The following is a 22,184-nucleotide window of genomic DNA, read 5'->3' as shown; positions in this document are numbered from 1 at the left end:
AGGATTTGGTTACTAAGTTTCAGATTCACAAGTTATTCGCAATGGCACTGATCGTGATTTTATTTGCAGGTCTGTTTACACAAGGTGGAGTATTATCGGTTCAGGCGGCAGAGGAGAGCACAGCTGTAAGTAGTCCAGTGTTTGAAGAAGATGGGACGGTTACAGTACAAACCGTCTCTACGAAAAGTGAGATGTACATTAATGGTAATTTCGCGGATTGGAAGGCATTTCGCCCGATGACTGCAACGGGCTCTGTTTATGTAGATGATGTTGAACAGAACGTGTTTTCTTACAAGTTGACAACGGAAGACCTCAATCATACTGGAGGTGTGGTCCAATATAAGTTTGTTCCGCAAGCTGCTTGGTCAGGAGGAGATTATGCAGATCCATTGAATGGCAGTCCGACTATCGGAGGCAACTCCGCGGTTTATTTTCTGAAGCTTAACGCAGAGCAGAAGCAGCTACGTCCAGGACAAAATTCAGTGGTGGAGGCATTTCGCTATAAAGCTGATGGCAGCAAGGTCGATTTAACAGATGATGTAGAGTGGACAAGTTCCAAACCATTGGATGTAAAAGTAGTAGATGGTATGTTATTGGTGGCCCCAGAGACTTCCGTGGGAAGTGTGACTTTGACCGCTGCTTACCAAGGCGTTACCGCCACACTGGCTTTGGTCATTGTCAATTCTGTCGCTGATTTGGTCATGACTCCGGGGCGAGATGCTACGGAATTAAACTTTACCTGGGTACCAACGAATACATCTTCAACAAGCGCGAGCAGAGTGCAAATTGCGAAGAAGAATGACATGACCACAGCGGCATTCCCAGATATGCATGAGACTTTTACCGGTACTTTAGCGGTTGGGACGGACGCTCTTGCCTCCAATAAAGTAACCGTAACAGGCCTGCAGGAATCTACAGAATATGTATACCGTGTTAGTGACGGGGAGGAATGGAGTTCGGTTTATAGCTTCACCACGCATGAATCCGCTGCCTATGATTTCCTGCTGTATGGAGACCCGCAAATCGGGGCGAGCAGCAGTGAGAATGTCGCCGGAGACACAACGGGCTGGCAAGATACGTTAACTAAATCCATCTACAAATACCCTAACGCAAGCTTTTTGATGTCTGTAGGAGATCAGGTTAATGTAGCTGACAACGAGGTCCAATATTCCGGGTTTTTCTCACCTGCTGAGCTGAAACGGTATCCCCTGGCTACAGTTTCAGGAAATCACGATAACAACATTAATTATATGAAACATTATAACCAGCCCAATGAGTCAACGGACTATGGAATTACTGATGCAGGCGGTGATTATTACTTTACCCACGGGAATACCCTTTATATGATGTTGAATACCAACAATAACGTGGGAACTGGTCACAAAGCTTTTATGCAGGAAGCGATAGCGGCCACTCCTAATGCTACCTGGAAAGTAGTTATGTTCCACCATTCGATCTACAGCGCTGCTAATCATTCAACAGAAGGCTATATAACTGATTTGAGAGCTTCGCTGACTAAAGTTTTTGATGAACTCGACATTGATGTTGTTCTGATGGGCCACGACCATAGCTATGTTCGGACTTATCAAATGGAGAATGATGTACCGAAAAAGGACCAGCAGCTGAATGAGAACGGGGATGTAGTTAACCCAACCGGAACCTTGTATGTTACGGTGAACTCGGCCAGCGGCAGTAAATATTATGATTTAAAAGCAGTTCCAGAACCATACTCTGCTAAGCGTGAACAGTTTTATGCACCAAGCTTTTCCCATGTCAGCGTTACAAACCAAAGTTTGTCCATCAGTACCTATAAGATTGATCCAGCGACGGACGTTATGACGGAGGTAGATTCTTACACAATTCGCAAAGGCACTTCTAACGCAGCCGTTCCCGCTGCCCCGACCGGACTTAAGGCTAGTGCCGGAAAGTCAAGCGGTATCACACTGACTTGGAATGCTACTGCTGAGTCAACAGGTTATAATATTTACCGATCCAAGGCCGGCAGCGAGGATTTTGTACTGTGCAACACCGTACCCGTGACTGAGCTATCTTACCTGGATGACAATCTATCCGCCTCAACTACGTATAGTTATAAAGTCACTGCAGTGAATGGAGCGGGAGAATCAGTAGCTTCGGATGTCGTTTCAGCAACAACACCAACACCAACAGTAGCACCAATACCAGAACCGATAGTGGTATCCACAACAGTACCCACAAAAACGCCAATACCATCACCGGCAGTATCTTCTACAGCAGCACCAATAGTAACGCCGACTATAACTCCTGCACCAGCAAACCCATCCTTTAGTGACGTTGCCGGTAAATATGATTGGGCGCAGCAAGCCATTGAGGAGTTGGCCAGCAAGGGGATTATCAAAGGAATTTCGGCAACATCTTTTGGACCGGGGAAAGCAATAAGAAGAGCAGATTTCATTCTATTGTTGGTTAAGGGTTTGGAGCTGCAGGGACAAGCCAATAGCAATTTCACCGATGTAGCAGCTAATGCTTATTATAGTGAAGCCATAGCGATTGCGAAGGGGAACGATATCATCTCTGGAATGGGCAACAATCAGTTCCTACCGAGCGCAGAAATCACACGCGAAGATTTAATGGTTATGGTGGCGAGAGCCTTGCAGAAATCAGGCAAAATAAAGATTACACTATCAGTCCATGAGTTGGATGAATTTAAGGATGCTTCCAAAGTATCAGCATACGCCAAAGCATCCATTGCAGCGATCCTCCGCGAAGAAATTATCACTGGCAGCGGAAATGGGATGTTAAATCCTAAACAAAGCGCCACTCGGGCGGAAGCGGCCGTTATTATTTATAATCTTATGAAGAAATATATGGAATAAAGGTTCAACCCACATAAAAGCCGTACGGAACGCCACACTGTGGTTCCGTACGGCTTTTATGTGCAGTTAAATGAGTATCTCATTATGTACAGGAAGATGGTGTAATCCGTCTGAGAGCTGTATCAACGGGGGAGTTGCGGGTTGAACAGGGATGACAGGGATGACAGATATAACAAATATAACAGGTATAACAGGTTATGGGCCAGTGAAAGCCACCCGACTTCGAGCGTCACTTTTGACAACCCCATTTTAGCTATTGACCACTAGGGTCAATCGATTTACAATGTTTTTGACCAGAGTAGTCAATACTATCGCGAGGTGAATCCATTGTTTGCGAAATTTCTAAATCTACACCCGGAGAAGCAGGATCGAATATTAAATGCAGCCCTGAAGGAGTTCACCAAAAAGGGGTATCAAAATGCATCTACAAATGAAATTGTGAAGGAAGCTGAAATATCAAAGGGGTTATTATTTCACTACTTTAATAATAAGAAGGACCTGTACTTATTTCTGTACGATCATTTTATGGAAATGCTGCTCGAAGAAATACAAGCCAAGATCGATTGGAGTGAAAATGACATTTTCATTCGCTACAGGCAGGTGGCCATCCTTAAGTTTGGTCTTTTTCAAAAATATCCCGATGCCTTCGATTTTATCAAGGCGGCCTATCCCGAAGATGCCAGTGAAGTCAAAGTGGATTTAGAGCGCAGGAAAAAAGAATTATTGGATCAGGGCTACAAAGAATTTTTTGCAGATATTGATTATTCTAAATTCAAAGAGGGAATCGACATCACGATGACGATGCAGATTATTTTTTGGACCATGGAGGGCTTCGCCTATCATCTGCAGGATAAAGTGGCAACTATTCCACTGGATCAAATGAAGATAGAGGAAATCACAGCGGAAATGGATAGTTATAGCGAGATTTTGAGAAATGCTTTTTATAAATAGGAATCAAGGGAGGAACAGATCATGAATGTAATCGAAATTAATAACCTGACCAAAACTTATGGCAAGTCCAGAGGGATTACAGACATCAGCTTTAATGTCGAAGAGGGCGAGATCTTTGGTTTCATTGGCCCCAACGGTGCCGGGAAATCGACGACCATCAGAACCTTATTGTCATTAATTTATCCAACCAGCGGAAATGCGAAGATCTTTGGTAAGGATTGTATTGAATTCGCTCCGGAAATCAAGAAGCAGATCGGCTATTTGCCATCTGAAGTGTTCTATTACGACAATATGAAGGTGATCGACCTGTTGAAATATTCAGCCAGCTTCTATAAAAAGGACTGTACGAAACGAATCAAGGAACTTGCGGAAATCATGGATCTGGATCTCACGAAGAAAATTGATGATTTATCCTTGGGAAATAAAAAGAAGGTAGGGATTGTCCAAGGGTTGCTCCATGAGCCGAAGCTTATTATTCTGGATGAACCCACGAGCGGCTTAGATCCGCTGATGCAGCAGAAATTTTTTGAATTGCTGGAGATCGAGCATCAAAAAGGCGCGACGGTATTATTTTCCTCCCATATCTTAAGTGAAGTTCAGCGGTTATGCAGTCGGGTCGCAATCATTAAAGAAGGTCAGATCGTTACGGTGGAGAAGATTAGTACCCTGCAAGAAAACAACTATAAGAAATTCAAGATTCACACGAAATCTAACCTGGATAAGAGTTACTTTGATGTAGCGGGTGTGAGTAAATTAGAGGTGGAGGGTAACAGCGTCAGCTTCCTATTTAAAGGCAACCTCAATATCGTGTTGAAAAAAATTGCTGAAACGGAAATCGCCAACGTATGGATCGAAGAGCCGGACCTGGAGGAGATCTTTATGCACTACTATGTAAAGGAGGCCTAGAACGTTATGAATATCTTTTGGCATGAGTTAAAAGCCTACCGTAAGTCCACGATCACTTGGTCAATATCACTAATCGCGATTATGGTGTTATTTATGTCTATCTTCCCCACATTTGCTAAGGATGCGGCGGACTTCACGAAACTGCTGGAAGGCTATCCGGAGTCCCTAAGAACAGCATTAGGCATGAACTTGGATAATTTATTTACACTGCTGGGGTTCTACTCGTATGGTTTAACATTTATTATGCTGATCGGAGCCATTCAGGCGATGAATATAGGGGTTTCGATTGTCTCTAAAGAGGTTCGGGAAAAAACGGCGGATTTCCTCTTAACCAAACCAGTCACACGTACAACCATTGTTACTGCTAAGCTCTCAGCTGCATTTGTATCCTTGGTCCTGACTAATATAGTGTACGGTGTTGCTGCGTTAATGATGGCCTCCCAAGTTAAGGTGGAAAATTATAGTATGCAAACATTCATTTTGCTCAGCCTATCGCTGTTCTTCGTTCAGCTTATCTTTCTGGCGTTAGGAATAGTGATCTCTGTCGTCGTTCGGAAGATTAAATCCGTCTTGACGGTTTCACTGGCCACGGTCTTTGCATTCTACTTTATTGGGATGATTGGCGGAACAGCAGATCAGGAGAGCCTGCGCTATATTTCTCCCTTTAAATATGTAGATACGGCCTATATTCTGCTGAATTCGAGCTATGAAACAACGTATTTGATTGTAGCTTTGGCCCTTATTGTGATTGCGATTGCAGTTAGTTATATCGTGTATTCCAACAAGGATATTCATACGGTTTAGCTCAGGATAGTGGGGGAAGAGGAGGGGGTAGGGAATGAATATATTTTGGAGAGAAATGAGAGCCAATCGTAAATCACTACTATTTTGGAGCATAGGTGTGTTCTTGATGGTGGTTTCAGGAATGAGTAAATATGCTGGTTTATCGTCATCGGGTCAATCCATGAGTGGTATGATGTCAGAGATGCCGAAGTCCTTGCAAGCTATACTGGGTATTGGCAACCTGGACCTAGACAAAGCCAGCGGTTATTATGGAATCCTCTACCTCTATCTGTTATTAATGGCTACTATTCATGCGGCTATGCTGGGAGCGAACATCCTCTCTAAGGAAGAGCGGGATAAGACCTCGGAATTTTTATTCGTAAAGCCTGTGTCCAGAAATAACATCATCACTGCCAAGTTGCTGGCCGCATTCGTGAATATCGTCATCATAAATGTGGTTACACTGGTTTCGTCCATAATCATAGTAGGGCAATATAGCAAAGGTGAAGCGGTTGCTGGAGATATCACGATGACGATGCTGGGTATGTTTATTGTGCAGCTATTGTTTATGGGGATTGGGACTGCCCTTGCAGCGGTCAAAAAGAAACCCAACTCAGCGGCCTCATTAGCTACTGGAATACTGCTGCTTACGTTCGTGTTATCGATGGCTATCGATTTGAATGATAAGCTGGCCAGCTTGAAATATATGACGCCCTTTAAATATTTTGAAGCGAAAAATGTGATGTATGGCGGAGGGTTGGATGTTGTTTTTGTCGTGTTGTCGGTGGCGATGATTGCTGTGCTGTTCTTGGTGACCTATACCTTTTTCCGAACAAGAGATTTGAATGTGTAAGGGTTAAACATAACTTTATAGAAACGATGGTGTGCATGAAGATTGAATTTGAGAATCATACGATAAGCTTTAATGTTCAGTACGGAAATGCCAAGAAGATTTCCATTCAATTGGATACGGTAGGGCATATCACGGTTAAAGCTCCCAAAGAAGCAAGTGAAGAGATGATTATGAGCGTGGTGGGAAAGCACGGAAAATGGATACTGGAGCAATCCCAGATCCTTGAGGCCGCCCGCGCAACCCCACAAGCCAAAGAATATCAGGATGAGGGGAAGTTTCTGTATCTGGGCAAGGAGTATCTGCTGCATGAGTTAATCCAGACGGGTGAGTTATCGGAAGAGGAGCTGAAGAAAGAGCTCAAGAAATTCTATTTTGCCAAGTGTAAGAAGATTGTAGGCGAACGCATTAAAGATTATCAAGCAGAACTGAGAGTCAAGCCCAAATCCATTGAGGTGGTCGAATCTAGAACCAAATGGGGAAGCTGCAGCTCAGATAAGAAGCTCACCTTCAATTACCGTTTGGCTATGGCCCCCGTTGAAGTGATTGATTATGTGATTATCCATGAGCTCTGTCATCTGCTGCATATGAATCATGATCGCTCGTTCTGGAGACGGTTGGGAAGCATTATGCCGGATTATAAAGAGAAGCAAGACTTTCTGGCCAGACATGGGGAAGCGATGACACTGTAACAATCAATAGGTATACAGATAAAATGGGGGTAGTTACTGGCAATGGTTCTACTGGGGGCTTTAGTTAACGGAATTGCGATTATCTTGGGGACTTTACTCGGCAGGCTGTTGCGCCGGATACCTGACAGTATGAAGAACACGGTTATGAATGGAATCGGCTTGGCTATTATTGTTCTGGGCATACAAATGGGCTTCAAAAGCGGGAATTTCCTAATTGTTATTCTGAGTCTGGTCATTGGGGCCGTCGTGGGTGAATGGATTGACCTCGAAGATAAATTCAACCGTGCGGGTCACTGGCTGGAGCGGCGAGTGGGCTCCAATGAGCCGGGGAGTATCGCACAGGGATTTGTTACGGCCAGTCTGGTGTTCGTAGTGGGAGCAATGGGTTTTCTTGGTGCTTTGGACAGTGGGATTAAGGGGAATCATGATATCCTGTACACGAAAGCGATCATGGATGGATTCATATCCATCATCTTGACCTCCACGCTCGGGATGGGTGTATTGTTCTCCGCCATTCCCGTCTTTGTCTATGAAGGGGCGATCGCGCTCCTGGCGACACAGATCACCCGGTTCGTGCCCGATGTCTTAATGAATGATTGCATCACCGAAATGACCGCGGTTGGCGGCATTATGATCATGGCGATAGGGTTGAACTTGCTGGGGATCATCAAAGTGAAGGTGGCCAATCTTCTTCCGGGTATACTTGTTGCGGTGCTGTTGGTTACGCTGATCTACGGGTATAACACATATTTAGGGTAATTCGATTGGGTTTTATTTGAATATAAAGGGAAAAATTCCCTCTAATTGTCCGATTAAAGCTCGAAATTGAGGATTATAGGGATTTTCTCCCGCTAAATATTGGGAATAAGTCTGTTTAGCACCGAATCCCACATATTAGAGGGAGTAATTCCCGCTATTCCGATCTGGAGCCCCCAAACGTCAGGATTAGAGGGAGAATTTCCCGCTATATCAAAATGTGTGTGCTTACTAATGTTGAGGCAGAGCCTGCAAAAGGCATTCTCTAAGTATTTCCCTTAGAGAATGCCTTTTGCTGTCTTTCAGCTTATCCACTGCATATCGTTAGGAAGCTTTACCTACAATACTCGCTCCGCTCTTCGTGATCGTATACGTAACAACCTCGCCGCTCCAGAAGTGGAATTTGAGAATCACTTCGCCGTCCTTCACCTCATTAAAGAAGGCGGGCAGCAGCTTAATCTCATGGGTATCGTAGGAAGGATTGAAGGTATTGCCGAATTCTTTGAAGGAAGTCCAGTCTTGTGGGCCGGCATTGCCTCCAGCAGCATACACAGCTTCCATAGTAGCCAGTTGATCACCGTTAAAGGCTGTTGGAATAGTAAAGGCATCTGTCGTACCTTCGCTATTGCTTAGTATTGGCGTGTTAAATAGAATTACTTTGAAATTCCAGTCCGTGCCTTTGTTGAATTTAGCTGTCAGAATGGCGTTAACGCCTAAAGTACCTGTTGCCGTCAGTTTGGTCAGTGCGCTGGCTTTAATCGTCAGAACTTCACCGTTTAGTGCATAGTCCGCGCCTTTTTTCAGTGCTTTGCCCTTTACATTCAGGGAAGTCAGTTTGTTTCCGTTTAAGCTCAGGTTGATCTTGGTATCATGGATGGGGGTACCTTTAGCCAGATAGATCAGATCGCTTTCCGCATTGGAGGAACGAGCCTTCAGGCCTGCTTTCATTACGTTATACAGCTCAGGATCTGACCACTTGAAGCTCAGACGGTTGAAATGCTGGCCGTTATCCCACAGCATGGAGGTAATGTCCTTTTCTTTGAGATAGTGGGTCAGGAATTCGAAGAACTTCAGCTTCTCGCCCTGTTCGATGACCCCTGTACTCTTATCGAAGCCAAGCAGTCCGTATTCACCTACAATCACAGGAATACCTTTGGCGACAAACGTATTGTAGACATTATCAAAGGTTTGAGTGATATCATTTTGAGTATCTTTTTCAAACTTAGTGTAGCCCGCAATATTGACACTAAAAGGCCAGAAACCATAGTAATGGACGGTAGCGATCAGGTTGGGATCGTTTAGTTCTGTGATCGTATTATAAAGACTGTTCATTCTATCTTGGGTAGGAGAGGTCTGAAGTGTCGGCAGGACGAGCGGGCGCACCGCATTTTTCCCTCCGGACTTTCTGACAATCTGATAAAACGATGTATTGAGCTCCTTCAGCATCTGCTCCATTTTCGCTTCATCTACGGTTCCCCCTTCAGAGAAACGTGGTTCATTGATGCTCTCAAACATCAGCTTGTTGGACTTCTGTTTGAATTGGTTGGCAATCTGGGTCCAAGCCGCATTATAACGCGCCAGCACTTCATCATGCTGCTTCTCCATGGAGCTTACCCATAGCCAGGAGTCATGATGGAGGTTAATCATCACATAGAGATTGGCATCGAGCGCCCAGCCAACGACTTCTTCTACACGTTTCAGGTATGCCGGATCTATCGTATACGCAGGAGCAGCGCCTATGTGCTGATCCCATGTAACGGGAATCCGGATGCTTTTGTAACCTTGCTTGGCGATCTGTTTAATGAGCTCTTTGGTAACACGCGGATTTCCCCACGAGGTTTCGTCAGCACCCGTGGCATCGAACGTATTGCCGAGGTTCCAGCCAGGCTGCATATCATCAACATAGGACTGAATTTTGCTCTTAGAAGCCACTTTAGGTTGTTGCTTAGGGTTTGAGGCTGCTGCAGCAATACTGGATGGAAACAATGAGAGTAGAAGGACAGCGACTAGGGCCAGTGAAAACAAAGATTTGAGAGTTCGTTGGGTCATTATATTCTCCTTTTTAAATATTATTGAAAGCGTTTACTTTTTATAAGATATCACAGAGCTTTCTCAGAGAATACCTTAACAATTAGTGGTAAAATCAGGCAATAATTAGTGTTTGTATCTAAGAAACTCTAATAAAAACAAAAAAAGTAAGCTTAAACACTCTCCACCTATGAAAGAGGTGAGGAATGCTTTATGCTTACTTTTGGCATTATAATCGTTTGTTTATCTTCTTCTGCTGTAGAAAAATCCGCCGCCACCAAATAATAGTATAACTATTATGATAATTAGCAATAGGTTCATAGTAAGTCGCTCCTTTTTAATTCATGTGTGATTAGCATCTGGTAATTACTCTTAAACACAGTAGGTAGATATTGAAACAAATAATGATAAACTAGAAGCGCGAGGTGAGGAAATGTCAGCTAAGCAGGATGGGAAATTAACAACAGATTTAATGAGAGATGAGAAAAACGTAGTTGAAGATCTAAATGTGGCTCCGGGAAAAAAACTGAGTGAAGTACACATTAGACGGGTTACCAAAATGGTGAAGGAATACAAGGGTGATATTGAAGCCCATTTGGATGAAGAGCAAGCGAAGGGGACAAGTTGGTCGGGGCGACTTGCAGATAAAATCGCTTCGTTTGGTGGTAGCTGGCCGTTTATTATTATTTTTATTTCTTTCTTATTGTTATGGATGGTTTGGAATATCATTGGTTTTACGGTTCATTTTGATAAATCGCCGTTTATTCTGTTGAATCTGATTCTTTCATGTTTGGCCGCCTTACAAGCCCCGGTCATTCTGATGAGCCAGAATCGCCAGGCTGCGAGAGATAAGCAAGAATCGATTATGGATTTTGCGATCAATTTCAAGGCTGAGCAAGAGAATTTAGCTATTCAGAGGTTATTACACAAAATTGATCATCGCCTTGCCGAAATTGAAAACAAACTCGATGAGCAAACAGGAACCAATAGTTCCAGTGACACACCGAATTGAATTGACTATATCTCTCGAAGAAACGGGTGCCGCCCATATTAAGAACGGCAAGGCCGTTTCTTTTTGTTGAGAGGAGTTATAAGCGTGCGAAGCGTTGCTCTGTTTTTGTTAGATATAACATTCGTTGTTCTAAACTGCGTCTCGACATCCCCGTATAATTGTACCAGCGAAGCTTATGGATACCCATCTTGCGAAAGGTTCCGCGGAATAACATCTTGGTAATGGGGTTGCCGAAGACCCAGCGATAGATAAAATCTGGCGTACTCATTACCGTCAACAGGGAGACCCCCTTGTTATTCGGAAGCATGTGGACGAAGGGACGTCCTGGCTTAGGCTCGTCGTAAATCGTACCTTTTACAAATACCTTATCGAGGAAGCCTTTGGTAAGCGCGGGCATGGATTCCCACCAGATCGGAAATATGAAGACTATATGATCCGCAGCTATAAGTCGTTCTTGGTAAGAAGCTACGAGGGGATCTTTGGTCTTCTGCTGCCGCCATGCGGCAAGTTCTTCGGCCGAGGTAACCTGGTTGAATCCGTCAGCATGCAGATCAATGAGATCAGATGTGTGACCCTTAGTGCTGAGTCCACGCATAACAGCGGCCAATAGGGCAGCGGAATAACTTCTATGGTGTGGAGTATTCTCAGAGGAGGAAGCCCCGTACGGATGGTCGAAGACAATTAAGAATTTCATATTAAAAAGCTCCTCTTCGTTTTATTGTTTCTTGGATACTAAATAGTTTCTAAGGATATAATATTACCGACACTTCTATTTTGTCAATATTGTTTCCAAGAAACTTTATTTATCTTTTGTTTCTTGTTAAACTGGATAACATATGTATATAGATAAGTTGAGCTTATAAGGAGATCGTTCTATGATTCATTCTTCAGATGACAAAGATAGTTTAATAAAAAAAGTGATGGATACTATACCCAAGTTTCAGAAACGGTTTCAAATGGAGGATGACGAAGAGAAGCAGTGGTTGCGACAGAACTGCAGTAATCCTGCTATTCTTAATTTCCTTGAGGATTCTACAGTCATGATGCTTCATGTAATAGATGCCATTGGCCAGCTTGAGCCGGTAAATGGAACAACCATTTCGAAGAAATTTGGAATTCCTAAAGGCAGCGTGTCCAAAGTTACCCGGAAATTGCTGCTTAAACAAATCCTAAGCATAGAGTTTCTGCCAGATAATAAAAAAGAAGTGTATTTTCGTACAACTCCCTTGGGTAAAGAGATTTTTCATTTGCATGAAGCATTACATAAGCGCATGAATGTAGGAATAAATCATTTTTTGCAGAAATACAACGTGGAAGAATTGTTGTTTGTGAGCAGAGGACTTGAGGATACCCTGGAAGCGTCGTGGATTAATCCAGAGTTCTCAGCTACGCAAGCTGAAGCAGAACGGTTAAGCCATTCCGTAGAGGAAGGTTTTGAAGCTATAGAATCTGCGGAAATGAATGAAATCGTAGAGATGCTTCAACAGTTGGATCCTCGTGGTTTAAAGAAAGCGAAGACGATTCTCAAGGATGTGTTTTTTACCTCTTTTGAGGTATAAGAGCAAAGTTCAGACCGAAACAAGGGCCTGAACTTTGCTCTTTTTGCACTTGGACTTATCCCTATGTTCATATAGTGCTATCGAACCCTAGCATTGTGCTAACTATTTCAGACTTTTTTCAAATACAATATGTATATAGTCTAGTAGGAGGCGGCATGAAATGAATCCTGTATATACGAGAAAGAAAACTTTGTTCGATGACCACTGGAATTTCCATCATGGAGATATTCGCATTCCGCATTCGGTCAAGGGAGGCATGACAGGTGGGATCACCGACTGCGCTTCCGTGGATGACGGGGAATGGCTGGATATCGCCTATGACGATAAAGGCATGGATACACAGCCGCTCCACTGGACGCCGCTTGCGCTTCCACATGACTGGTGTGTGGAACAGCAGTACGTGCAGGATGATTCGCTCGGGGCCAGAGGCGGCAGCCACGGCTATCTGCCGGGAGGAGTAGGATTATACCGCAAGACTTTTGACATTCCGGCAGCAGGCATAGGGAAAAAGTGGATGATTCGCTTTGACGGAGTTTCTGGGACAAGCACCGTGTGGGTTAACGGGCATTTGCTTGGCGAGCATAGAGGGGGATACAGCAGCTTCAGCTATGATTTAACGGATATGCTTCGGTATGGAACCGAAGGCAGAAACGTCATTCTGGTGAAAGTGGATGCTACAGAATTCGAGGGCTGGTGGTACGAGGGATGCGGCATCTATCGTCATGTATGGCTGCAGCAGAATGAACGCCTGCATATAGCAGAGCACGGTACTTATATTACAACGCCTGAGGTTGATCAGGAACAGGCTGTTGTGAATATCAGAACCCGAATATGTAATGAAGAAACGCAAGGGAGAGACTGCACACTCACTACGGAGATTTATGATGCAGGGAGTAGCCTGGTTCACTCCGGAGAGGTGCAGGCTTATGCCGATTGGTATAGTGAGCTGGAACTTGCGCAGACATTCACGGTGCCACATCCCATTCTCTGGTCCCCGGATGAGCCTTATCTATATAAGGCGATTTCAGTGGTGAAGTCCGCTGGTGTGGAGACGGACCGGTATGAGACTATCTTTGGGATTCGCACGATCCACTTTGATGCGAGCGAAGGCTTTTTTCTGAATGGAGAGCCGCTTCTGATTAAAGGTACCTGCAACCATCAGGACTTTGCTGGTGTGGGCGTAGCTCTTCCAGACAGCCTAATCGAATATAAGCTTAAGCTGCTGAAGGAGATGGGTTCTAACGCTTACCGCAGTGCCCATCATCCGCCAACGCCTGAGCTTCTGGACATCTGTGACAGAATCGGACTGCTGGTCATGGACGAGAACCGCAAGCTCGACAGCACCCCGAATGGTCTATCGCAGCTGGAGCGGCTAATCTACCGAGATCGTAATCACCCTTGCGTCATCATATGGAATCTGGAGAACGAGGAGATCTTGGAAGGAACCGTCAGGGGTACCCGGATCTTACAAACCTTGGCGGCTACAACCAGAAGGCTTGATCCGACAAGGCCAACCTCAGCTGCGATGAATCATGGCTGGAATGAAGGGGGCTATACGGATGTCGTTGACATCACGGGCTACAATTACGGACAACGAGAGCATCTGGACATTCGTGATCATGAACAGCATCCGAACCGTCGGATGATTGGCAGTGAAAGTGCCAGCTTTACGGTAACGAGGGGAATCTATGAGGATGATCCGGTGCGGGGGTATTGTTCCGAATATGGGACGAACATTCCTTCATGGGGCTGCAGTCCAGAGAGAGCATGGAGCGATGTAGTGCAGAACAGGTTCCTGACCGGCGTATTTATCTGGACGGGCTTCGACTATCGGGGCGAGCCCACCCCCTACCTCTGGCCGTGCATCAACTCGCATTTTGGAGTCATGGATACCTGTGGATTTCCTAAAGATATCTATTATTACATGCAGGCAGTATGGACAGATGAGCCGCTGGTGCATGTGTTCCCGCATTGGAATTGGGAGGGGAAAGAAGGTAAAGTGATTGATGTACGGATATTCTCCAATACCGAGACAGTTGAGCTATTCCTGAATGGCAGAAGTCTGGGGGAGCAGCAGGTGAACCGGATAGAGCATCAGTCATGGAAGGTCGTTTATGAACCAGGTGAGTTAAAAGCGATCGGGAACCAGGACGGTCAACCAGTTGTCGAGCAAGTGGTGGTTACTGCTGGACAGCCGTATCAGATCCAATTGGTTCCTGATCGCCAGTCGCTGGCGGCAGACGGTTCCGATACAATTCCCATCCGTGTTGCCGTTCTGGACAAACAAGGGAATCTCGTTCCGACTGCCGACAACGAGATTAGGTTCGAGGTGGAAGGCGCAGGCCATATTCTTGGGGTAGGCAATGGCAACCCGAGCAGTCATGAACCGGACAAGGCAACGATTCGCAGAACGTTCAACGGCAGGTGTCTGGCACTCATTCAGTCGCTGCACGTTGGAGGTCCAATCCGCTTGAAGGCTGTCTCAACGGGGCTGGTGGCAGCGGAAGTAGAGCTGCAGGCGCATGTGACACAGTAGCCTGGGCTTAGCAGGAATTATGAAAGAGGTATTGGTAATGTTCAGTCTCCTATTTATTTCTGCAGCCCGGAACGTTAAGATAAACATACCAAATTCGACATAGAGGAAGTAAGCAATAATGGCGATCAAGAAGCAGCGTTTTATGCCTTTCACCTACAAAATGATGATTCCCTATTTACTTCTTGTGCTGCTGACGGACGTGCTTATTGGGTACATTTCTTATTCCATGCTGACCGAGTCACGGACTGAAATGGCCGAAACGAATATCCGCACCGGTATGGAGCAGGCGAGGAACAATATCCGCTATCAGATGGATGAAATCCAGCGGATGTCGGATACGTTGTTCGGCAGCCTGCCGTTTCAGCGTGCGCTCCAGAAGAAGGGGGATCGGCTCGATATCTACCTCACGATGATGGATGAGATCGTTCCCCAGCTGAAATCGCCCTTACAGCTCTTTGGGAACAATATCCGTTTCATGCTCTATACGTTGAATAGTGACTTGAACATCGTGTCGGGTGACAACTTGGAGGAACCTATTAAGGACAGTGATTATTACATTCTGCCCTTTGAAGATATCGCTGGCACCAAATGGTACCAAGCCTTGAAGGATTCGGAGCGGGACAATATCTGGATTCAGATTGATACAGACCAGAAACTGGGCAACATCTCACATATTCGTAGGCTAGTCTCTTTCAGTGACTATAAGACCGTGATCGGCTATGTCCGGATAACGGCGTCCTTGGGTGACCTGCTCGGTGGTTTCTCCGCTTTTCCGGTAGAAGATGGTGTTACACTCCGGTTGATAGATCAGTTGACAGGGGACCCCCTATACCAAAGCGGCACGGCTGAACAGGGAGATACCCAAGAGTCTTATTTAAGTCTCCATGAGAAGATCCCAGGGTCGGATTTCGTAATTGAAACCCTGGTGCCTCACACGTATTTGACAAGAGATGCTGGCAGGCTGCAAAAGGTCATTCTGGGAGTGTGCGCAATCAGCTTCATAGTCATGACTTTTATCGGTTTTATCGTTGCACGTTTGTCTGGGCGGAAAATGTCGCGGATTGTAGGTCTCGTCCGATCATTCCAGGAGGGTAACTTTCAGAAGCGTATACGTTTCTCCGGCAACGATGAATTCGTGCAAATTGCTGCTGCATTCAATCTCATGGCGATCAATATTCAGGAGCTGATCAACAGCGTATATGTGCAGGGCATCCAGAAGAAGCAGGCGGAACTCGAGGCACTGCAAGCTCAGATTAACCCCCACTTCCTGTATAATACACTTTCGACGATCAATAGCTTGGCAAACCTTGGTGAGATAGAAAAAGTAACGGGCATGGTACAGGGTCTCTCCCGTTTCTACCGACTGACGCTAAATCAGGGGAACGTGTACATCTTGCTGAAGAAAGAACTGGAGCAGGTAGAGACCTATCTTGAAATTCAGCGAGTAAAGTACGCCGATGCATTTACCATCTATGTCGATGTTGATCCAGATATTCTGGACATGCAGATTATTAAGCTGGTTCTGCAGCCCTTTGTGGAAAATGTGTTCAAGCATGCTTGGTTTGGGGAGACGATTGCGATCCGCTTGACAGGAAAACGGATAGGCGACCGCATTGAGCTGAAGGTGATTGATAATGGGATTGGCATGCGTCCAGAGACCGTTAGAAAATTGATGACAGGACCCACTCAGGCTGGCGGCTATGGTGTGAAGAATGTAGATGAACGGATAAAGCTAAGGTATGGCGATGCGTATGGTGTGACTATCGCGAGTATTTATGGAGCGGGGACGACTGTACAGCTTCTTTTTCCAGCGGATGTTCGGGATCGTAACGATGCTGACGAGAGTACCACATCATGAAATACATCAAGAGAAGGGGGTCTTAGGGTGAGTATTAACGTATTGCTGGTAGACGATGAAGCCGTAGACTTGGAGTGGCTGCGCCGCCGGGTGCTTGCTAGCGAAATGGACATCCAGGTAGCGGGTACAGCGAATAGCGGCTTCCTTGCCCTCAAGGTCATGGAGGAGGAACGGATCGATATTATTCTGTCGGATATCCGCATGCCGATTATGACAGGAATCGAATTCGCACGTAAGGCGAAGGCTGTAAACCCGAACGTGAAGATTGTTTTTATCAGTGGTCATGAGGACTTTAGCTATGCTAAAGAAGCGATACAGATCAACGCCTCCGGTTATTTGCTCAAACCTGTCGAAGATAAGGATCTATATGAGATGTTACGCTCGCTCTGCGAGAAGATGGAGCAGGAAAGGGAAAAGGACCGCTCCTTCTCGGAGGCGCTGTCGCTGGTAAATGAAGAGCTGCTGCTTCGTTGGTTCGATGACGAGTCACCGGGCCCAGCTGAGTCACATCTACGAACTGTGCTCGATCCGCTCCTGCTCGGCGGTTCAGCGGTTGCGATCGTGGAAATCGATGATCTGGAATGGAAGCTGCGGGATCTCTCTGAGGAGGAATCGCGGATTAAGACCCGGCAGATTGCTTTGATTATTAAGTCCTTCGCTACAGAGGCGAAGCTTGGGACTCTGATTGCGGTCTACCCGACCCGGTTTGTCCTCCTTTCAGCCATTCCAAAGGAGCTCTTCCTGAATCAACTGGAGGAACTCATCCAGAAGGTTGCGAAGGCTTCGGCATATACCGTTACGGTCGGAGTAGGGCGCTACGCCTATGATGATGCGGCACTGCATGAGTCCTATCGGTTAGCAGAGGCGGCGCTTAGCGCCAAATGGCTGCTTGGCAAGAACCGGCTGATTCGCGACACGATGGAGTCGTCTCCGCGGGATACTCGAGGAGGGCGTATTGACACAACAGTGGAACACTTGCTGGAAGCGATCATCGAATATGATCTGGTAGCCATTGACGATCATTTGCTGGAGCTGTTTAATGGGGATATGCCAGTAGCCCGGAAGAAAGATGTGTATGAGTTAATCGTTCGTATCACCTCCAATCTGCATGCAGCGCTCCAGCAGCAGAACGAGAACCTGTACGAGATCTTGCAGTGGGAGTTGCACCAGCCGGATATTTTATTCCAATTCGAGACGATTCATGACATCCTTTCTTGGCTAAGACGGAGATTCTTCGAGCTGTCAGAACTGCTGTATGTGAAGCGGCAGCGGCAAAAGCGCAAGCTGATTGATGAGATCATGCGTTACGTAGAAGAGAATCTGGAGAAGAAGATTACGCTCAAAGAGGTCGCAGCACATTTTGATTTCACACCAAATTATTTGGGCTTTCTCTTTAAAGAAGAAACCAAGGTGCCGTTTAGCGATTACGTGAATGAGCGCAAGACAAACTGTGTATGCGAGCTGCTTAGGGACCCAACCCTGAAGATTTATGAGATTGCAGAGCGGATGGGTTATAAGAACATGATTTACTTCAATCGGCAGTTTAAGCAGACAACAGGCATGACACCAGGGGAGTTTCGGAAGAAGAACAAAATATAGAAATAGGCAAGCTGGCTTTCGGTCATATGCAGACCGCAGGTCCTTTTTTTTGAAATCTAAGAATTTATATGCTTCACACGATAACTTATCCTTATATTTCTCGAAGAAACGGGTACCATCCCTAAAAGGACGGCAAAGCCGTTTCTTCTTGCGTATATAAACCTCGAAAAAATTCGCGATCGGTGAATTAGTATTGCTTTTAGTTGTTTGGCTGAATCCACAGGCACTGATTACCCCTTTATAATGAAGCATGTAGAGACAAAGAAAGGGGAGTAGAGATGAACCGATACGGCTTCTGGAGTGATGTAAAAAAATATAAAACGCTGCTACTCATGCTAACACCCGCTGTGATATTTTTCCTGGTGTTTGCGTACTTACCTATGGCAGGTATCATACTGGCTTTTAAGCAATACAGCTACACAGGTGGTGTCTTCGGGAGCCCCTGGAACGGACTTGATAATTTCCGATTTTTCTTTAATTCAGGTGACGCTTGGCGTGTAACGCGAAATACAGCATTATACAATATCGCATTTATCGTCGTTAATAATGTGTTGCAGATTTTCGCCGCCATTCTGTTATTTGAGGCAGTGGGCAAATGGTTCCGCAAGCTGGCTCAGACCGCAATATTTCTTCCATACTTTATCTCATGGGTTGTGGTTGGGGCGATTGCGTATAACCTGTTCAACTATGATGTAGGTACATTGAATGTGCTGCTCAAAGGGCTAGGCATGACTCCAATTGATGTGTATAACACACCTTCGTATTGGCCTTTCATTCTGGTTGTAGTATCCGCTTGGAAAGCGCTAGGTTATGGTTCGATCATGTATCTGGCAGCTATAACTGGTATTGATACCGAAATGTACGAAGCCGCAGAGATTGATGGAGCGAACATCTTCCAACGTATCATGAAAATTACCGTGCCAAATCTGATGCCTACTGTTATCATTCTGGTTCTGCTAGCGATTGGAAACATCTTCCGGGGAGACTTCGGAATGTTCTATAACATGGTCGGCAACAACGGCTTGCTGTTCTCATCAACAGACGTTATTGATACCTTCGTATTCCGGTCACTAACGACCTCGAACGAAATTGGGATGTCTGCTGCTGCAGGCTTCTACCAGTCGCTGCTCGGATTCGGAACTATAATATTTGCTAACTATGCAGTGCGTAAATACGACAAAGATCGAGCTTTATTCTAGGAAAGGGAGGTCATACTATGAGTTCAACGGTTGCGAATTTAGAAGTTAAGCCAGCGGGCGCCAAACGCAAACATGCGGACCGTGTCCTGCTCTCTGTTATCGGATATGTAACGCTTACGCTGCTTGCCCTATTCTGTCTTTTCCCATTTGTGCTAATTCTTTCATCCTCTCTAACCGAGGAAAGCTCGATTATCCAATATGGGTTTCAGATCTTCCCGAAAGCATTCTCCACCGAAGCCTACAGCCTTCTGTTCAAGTATCCTGCCGATATGCTAAAAGCCTATAGCGTGACTATATTCGTCACCGTTGTCGGCACATCGTGCGGATTATTCCTGACAGCTATGACGGGTTATGTCTTATCCCGTAGAGATTTTAAATGGCGCAATCACTTCTCCTTCTTCTTCTTCTTCACCACCTTGTTCAGTGGAGGACTAGTACCGTGGTATCTGATGATTGTGAATAATCTGCACTTAAAGGATACGATTCTGGTGCTGATTCTACCGCTACTGATGAATGTGTTCTACATCATCGTCATGAAGTCGTTCATGAGCAGCATCCCAGATGCTATTAATGAATCGGCGAAGATCGATGGTGCCAGTGACTTCCTGATTTTCCGCAAGCTTATCGTTCCGCTGTCCAAGCCAGCACTGGCCACCATCGGACTGTTTATAGCTCTGGCCTACTGGAATGATTGGTATAACGCGCTGCTCTTTATTTCTAATTCCGATCTGATGCCGTTACAATACTATTTATACAAAATGCTAGGCAATATGGATGGCATGCGTAAGGCAATGATGGAGACCGGTGTCGTGGTTAATATGGATCTGCCTACCGAAAGTTTGAAGATGGCGATGACGCTCGTGGCTACTGGACCTGTCTTGGTCGCTTATCCGTTTATTCAAAAATATTTTGTATCAGGACTTACGCTTGGCTCCGTAAAAGGATGATCTCAGGGAAACCTGGTTATCAATAGAAACTAAAAAAACACTTGATTAGGGGGAACACTCGTCATGATCAACAAGAAAAAGAAGTTAACGTTTTCGCTGGCCTTCGTTCTTATGTTATCGACGCTGCTTAGTGCTTGCGGTGGAGGTAACAATAATGCGAATAATACGGCTGCCGAGACCAACACGAAGACAGAAAATGTGGCAGCTACGGAAGCTCCCGGAGCTGTAGACACATCTAAAGAAGTTAAATTAAAAATGCTGATGATCGGTGGTCAGCCTGCTGACTACGACAAAGTATTCGCTGAACTGAATACGAAACTGAAAGCAAAGATCAATGCAACCGTTGAAGTGGAATTCCTTGACTGGTCCGACTATTCACAGAAATACCCACTGAAGTTTGCCGCAAATGAAGATTTTGATATCGCCTACACCGCTAACTGGGCATTCTATAATGACCAGGCCTTGAAAGGCGGATTCATGGAATTGACAGATGATATGCTGTCGAAATACATGCCGCTGACTTGGGAAGCTATGCCAAAAGTTTCGTGGGAACAAGCAAAAGTGGATGGCAAGCTGTTCATGGTTCCTAATAACAATGTTGAAGTTACCGACAAAGTGGTTCTATACCGCGAAGATCTTCGCAAGAAATACAATCTTCCTGAGATTACCAACCTGGAATCCTACGGTAATTATTTGAAAACGGTTGCTAAGAATGAAAAAGGAATCACCGCTTATGGTGCCAAGGCAGCAGACGGCTGGAAATGGCATGAGCTTGACCAAGCAACGCTGGAACAGAACAATAACTGGAATCTAGTTGACGCTAACCTGCTTCCACTAGCTTATGATCTAGATGATACAACGGGTAAAATATTCAACATCTACGATACTCCTGAATACAAACAATTGCTCACCTACTACAAGGATCTCGCAGACAATGGCGTATGGTCCAAGAATGTAGTCAGCAACAAAAACGATGTATGGCAGGATATTAAAGCAGGCAAAGTGTCTTCTTATGCACAGAACCTGGGTACGGTTGCCGCTAACTTAGCCGAAATGCGTCGGGACAAACCAGAAATCGAGCTGGCTATTGCCGATATCACACCGGACAAGAAAAAAATCGCAGCCATTTCTACACAAAATGGTATGGCGATCCATGCAACCTCCAAGAATGCTGAACGTTCTTTGATGCTGATTGACCTTCTGCAGAATGACAAGGAAATTCATGATTTGACGATGTACGGTATCTCAGGCACGAACTACGTTCCACAAGGTGACGACAAGTATACTGCAGGTCCGAATGCCGCTGGCTACACTGGCTTCTCGAACTGGGGCTGGAACTCACCGCTTAACCGTCAAGATGCTTCATATCCGGTAGAAGCCGATGATATGTTCAACAGCTGGCAGTCCAGCATTTATCACTTCCCGCTGGAAACCTTCGTCTTCAATGATACTAACGTGAAGAATGAAGTAGCCAATATCGGCAACGTAATGCTTAGATATGCAATTCCGTTGGAATACGGATTGATTCCAGATGTTGATAAGGGTCAAGCTGACCTGATCAAGCAGTTGAAAGCTGCTGGTATTGATAAGGTTCAGACAGAACTGCAAACTCAGGTTGATGCCTTCCTGACCACCCATAAATAAAAGGTTACC

Annotated in this window: 17 protein-coding genes; 15 read left to right on the top strand and 2 right to left on the bottom strand. The window is 45.4% G+C overall.

The genetic code is table 11. The annotated features are described in order from the left end of the window. The first annotated feature begins 5 nt into the window (after nucleotides 1–5). From H1230_RS28605 to H1230_RS28575, 7 genes are all read left to right on the top strand, one after another. Nucleotides 6–2,855: an S-layer homology domain-containing protein gene (locus H1230_RS28605; protein ID WP_239713164.1), complete on the top strand. Its 2,850-nt coding sequence runs from the start codon at nucleotides 6–8 to the stop codon at nucleotides 2,853–2,855. 327 nt (nucleotides 2,856–3,182) lie between these two features. Then, a complete protein-coding gene (locus H1230_RS28600) occupies nucleotides 3,183–3,806 on the top strand; it encodes a TetR/AcrR family transcriptional regulator (protein ID WP_239713163.1) in 624 nt (207 codons plus the stop codon). A 21-nt stretch (nucleotides 3,807–3,827) separates the two neighbouring features. Continuing rightward, entirely contained in the window at nucleotides 3,828–4,712 is an 885-nt protein-coding gene (locus H1230_RS28595; protein WP_239713162.1) for an ABC transporter ATP-binding protein, read from the top strand. A 6-nt stretch (nucleotides 4,713–4,718) separates the two neighbouring features. Next, nucleotides 4,719–5,516: an ABC transporter permease subunit gene (locus H1230_RS28590; protein WP_239713161.1), complete on the top strand. Its 798-nt coding sequence runs from the start codon at nucleotides 4,719–4,721 to the stop codon at nucleotides 5,514–5,516. 34 nt (nucleotides 5,517–5,550) lie between these two features. Then, the gene (locus H1230_RS28585; RefSeq protein ID WP_239713160.1) at nucleotides 5,551–6,348 is read left to right on the top strand and encodes an ABC transporter permease subunit; all 798 of its coding nucleotides are present in this window, start codon (nucleotides 5,551–5,553) and stop codon (nucleotides 6,346–6,348) included. A 35-nt stretch (nucleotides 6,349–6,383) separates the two neighbouring features. Beyond that, nucleotides 6,384–7,037, top strand: a complete 654-nt coding sequence (locus H1230_RS28580) for a M48 family metallopeptidase (RefSeq protein ID WP_239713159.1) — start codon at nucleotides 6,384–6,386, stop codon at nucleotides 7,035–7,037. Nucleotides 7,038–7,079: 42 nt separating this feature from the next. Further along, complete coding sequence (locus tag H1230_RS28575; protein WP_239713158.1) at nucleotides 7,080–7,796, top strand: DUF554 domain-containing protein; 717 nt, start codon at nucleotides 7,080–7,082, stop codon at nucleotides 7,794–7,796. A 321-nt stretch (nucleotides 7,797–8,117) separates the two neighbouring features. Here H1230_RS28575 and H1230_RS28570 read toward each other — a convergent pair whose 3' ends face one another. Further along, the gene (locus tag H1230_RS28570; protein WP_239713157.1) at nucleotides 8,118–9,842 is read right to left on the bottom strand and encodes a cellulase family glycosylhydrolase; all 1,725 of its coding nucleotides are present in this window, start codon (nucleotides 9,840–9,842) and stop codon (nucleotides 8,118–8,120) included. A gap of 412 nt (nucleotides 9,843–10,254) precedes the next feature. Between H1230_RS28570 and H1230_RS28565 the strand changes: the two genes are divergently transcribed. Continuing rightward, entirely contained in the window at nucleotides 10,255–10,833 is a 579-nt protein-coding gene (locus H1230_RS28565; protein WP_239713156.1) for a DUF1003 domain-containing protein, read from the top strand. Nucleotides 10,834–10,909: 76 nt separating this feature from the next. On the opposite strand, the gene H1230_RS28560 is transcribed toward H1230_RS28565, so the two are convergent. Beyond that, the gene (locus H1230_RS28560) at nucleotides 10,910–11,527 is read right to left on the bottom strand and encodes an NAD(P)H-dependent oxidoreductase (protein ID WP_239713155.1); all 618 of its coding nucleotides are present in this window, start codon (nucleotides 11,525–11,527) and stop codon (nucleotides 10,910–10,912) included. Between the two features lie 181 nt (nucleotides 11,528–11,708). Between H1230_RS28560 and H1230_RS28555 the strand changes: the two genes are divergently transcribed. The 7 genes from H1230_RS28555 (at nucleotide 11,709) to H1230_RS28525 (ending at nucleotide 22,175) form a co-directional block, all read left to right on the top strand. After that, entirely contained in the window at nucleotides 11,709–12,392 is a 684-nt protein-coding gene (locus H1230_RS28555) for a helix-turn-helix domain-containing protein (RefSeq protein ID WP_239713154.1), read from the top strand. A gap of 160 nt (nucleotides 12,393–12,552) precedes the next feature. Continuing rightward, nucleotides 12,553–14,928: a beta-galactosidase GalA gene (gene galA, locus H1230_RS28550; RefSeq protein ID WP_239713153.1), complete on the top strand. Its 2,376-nt coding sequence runs from the start codon at nucleotides 12,553–12,555 to the stop codon at nucleotides 14,926–14,928. A 118-nt stretch (nucleotides 14,929–15,046) separates the two neighbouring features. Beyond that, nucleotides 15,047–16,786 (top strand): sensor histidine kinase, encoded by a 1,740-nt coding sequence (locus H1230_RS28545; protein ID WP_239713152.1) that lies wholly within the window; start codon nucleotides 15,047–15,049, stop codon nucleotides 16,784–16,786. A gap of 27 nt (nucleotides 16,787–16,813) precedes the next feature. Next, entirely contained in the window at nucleotides 16,814–18,385 is a 1,572-nt protein-coding gene (locus H1230_RS28540; RefSeq protein ID WP_239713151.1) for a response regulator, read from the top strand. 278 nt (nucleotides 18,386–18,663) lie between these two features. Next, nucleotides 18,664–19,584, top strand: coding sequence for an ABC transporter permease (locus tag H1230_RS28535; protein WP_239713150.1), 921 nt, complete (start codon nucleotides 18,664–18,666; stop codon nucleotides 19,582–19,584). Between the two features lie 17 nt (nucleotides 19,585–19,601). Beyond that, entirely contained in the window at nucleotides 19,602–20,531 is a 930-nt protein-coding gene (locus tag H1230_RS28530) for a carbohydrate ABC transporter permease (protein WP_154121790.1), read from the top strand. Nucleotides 20,532–20,594: 63 nt separating this feature from the next. Continuing rightward, nucleotides 20,595–22,175 carry an ABC transporter substrate-binding protein gene (locus tag H1230_RS28525; RefSeq protein WP_239713149.1) on the top strand — a complete coding sequence of 527 codons (1,581 nt, stop codon included), beginning with the start codon at nucleotides 20,595–20,597 and terminating at the stop codon, nucleotides 22,173–22,175. Nucleotides 22,176–22,184 lie beyond the last annotated feature (9 nt).

This window comes from Paenibacillus sp. 19GGS1-52, from assembly GCF_022369515.1.
Taxonomy (GTDB): Bacteria; Bacillota; Bacilli; order Paenibacillales; family Paenibacillaceae; genus Paenibacillus_AQ.
The sequence above is the reverse complement of the archived record's forward strand: the minus strand, read 5'-3'. Positions and strand labels throughout refer to the sequence as shown.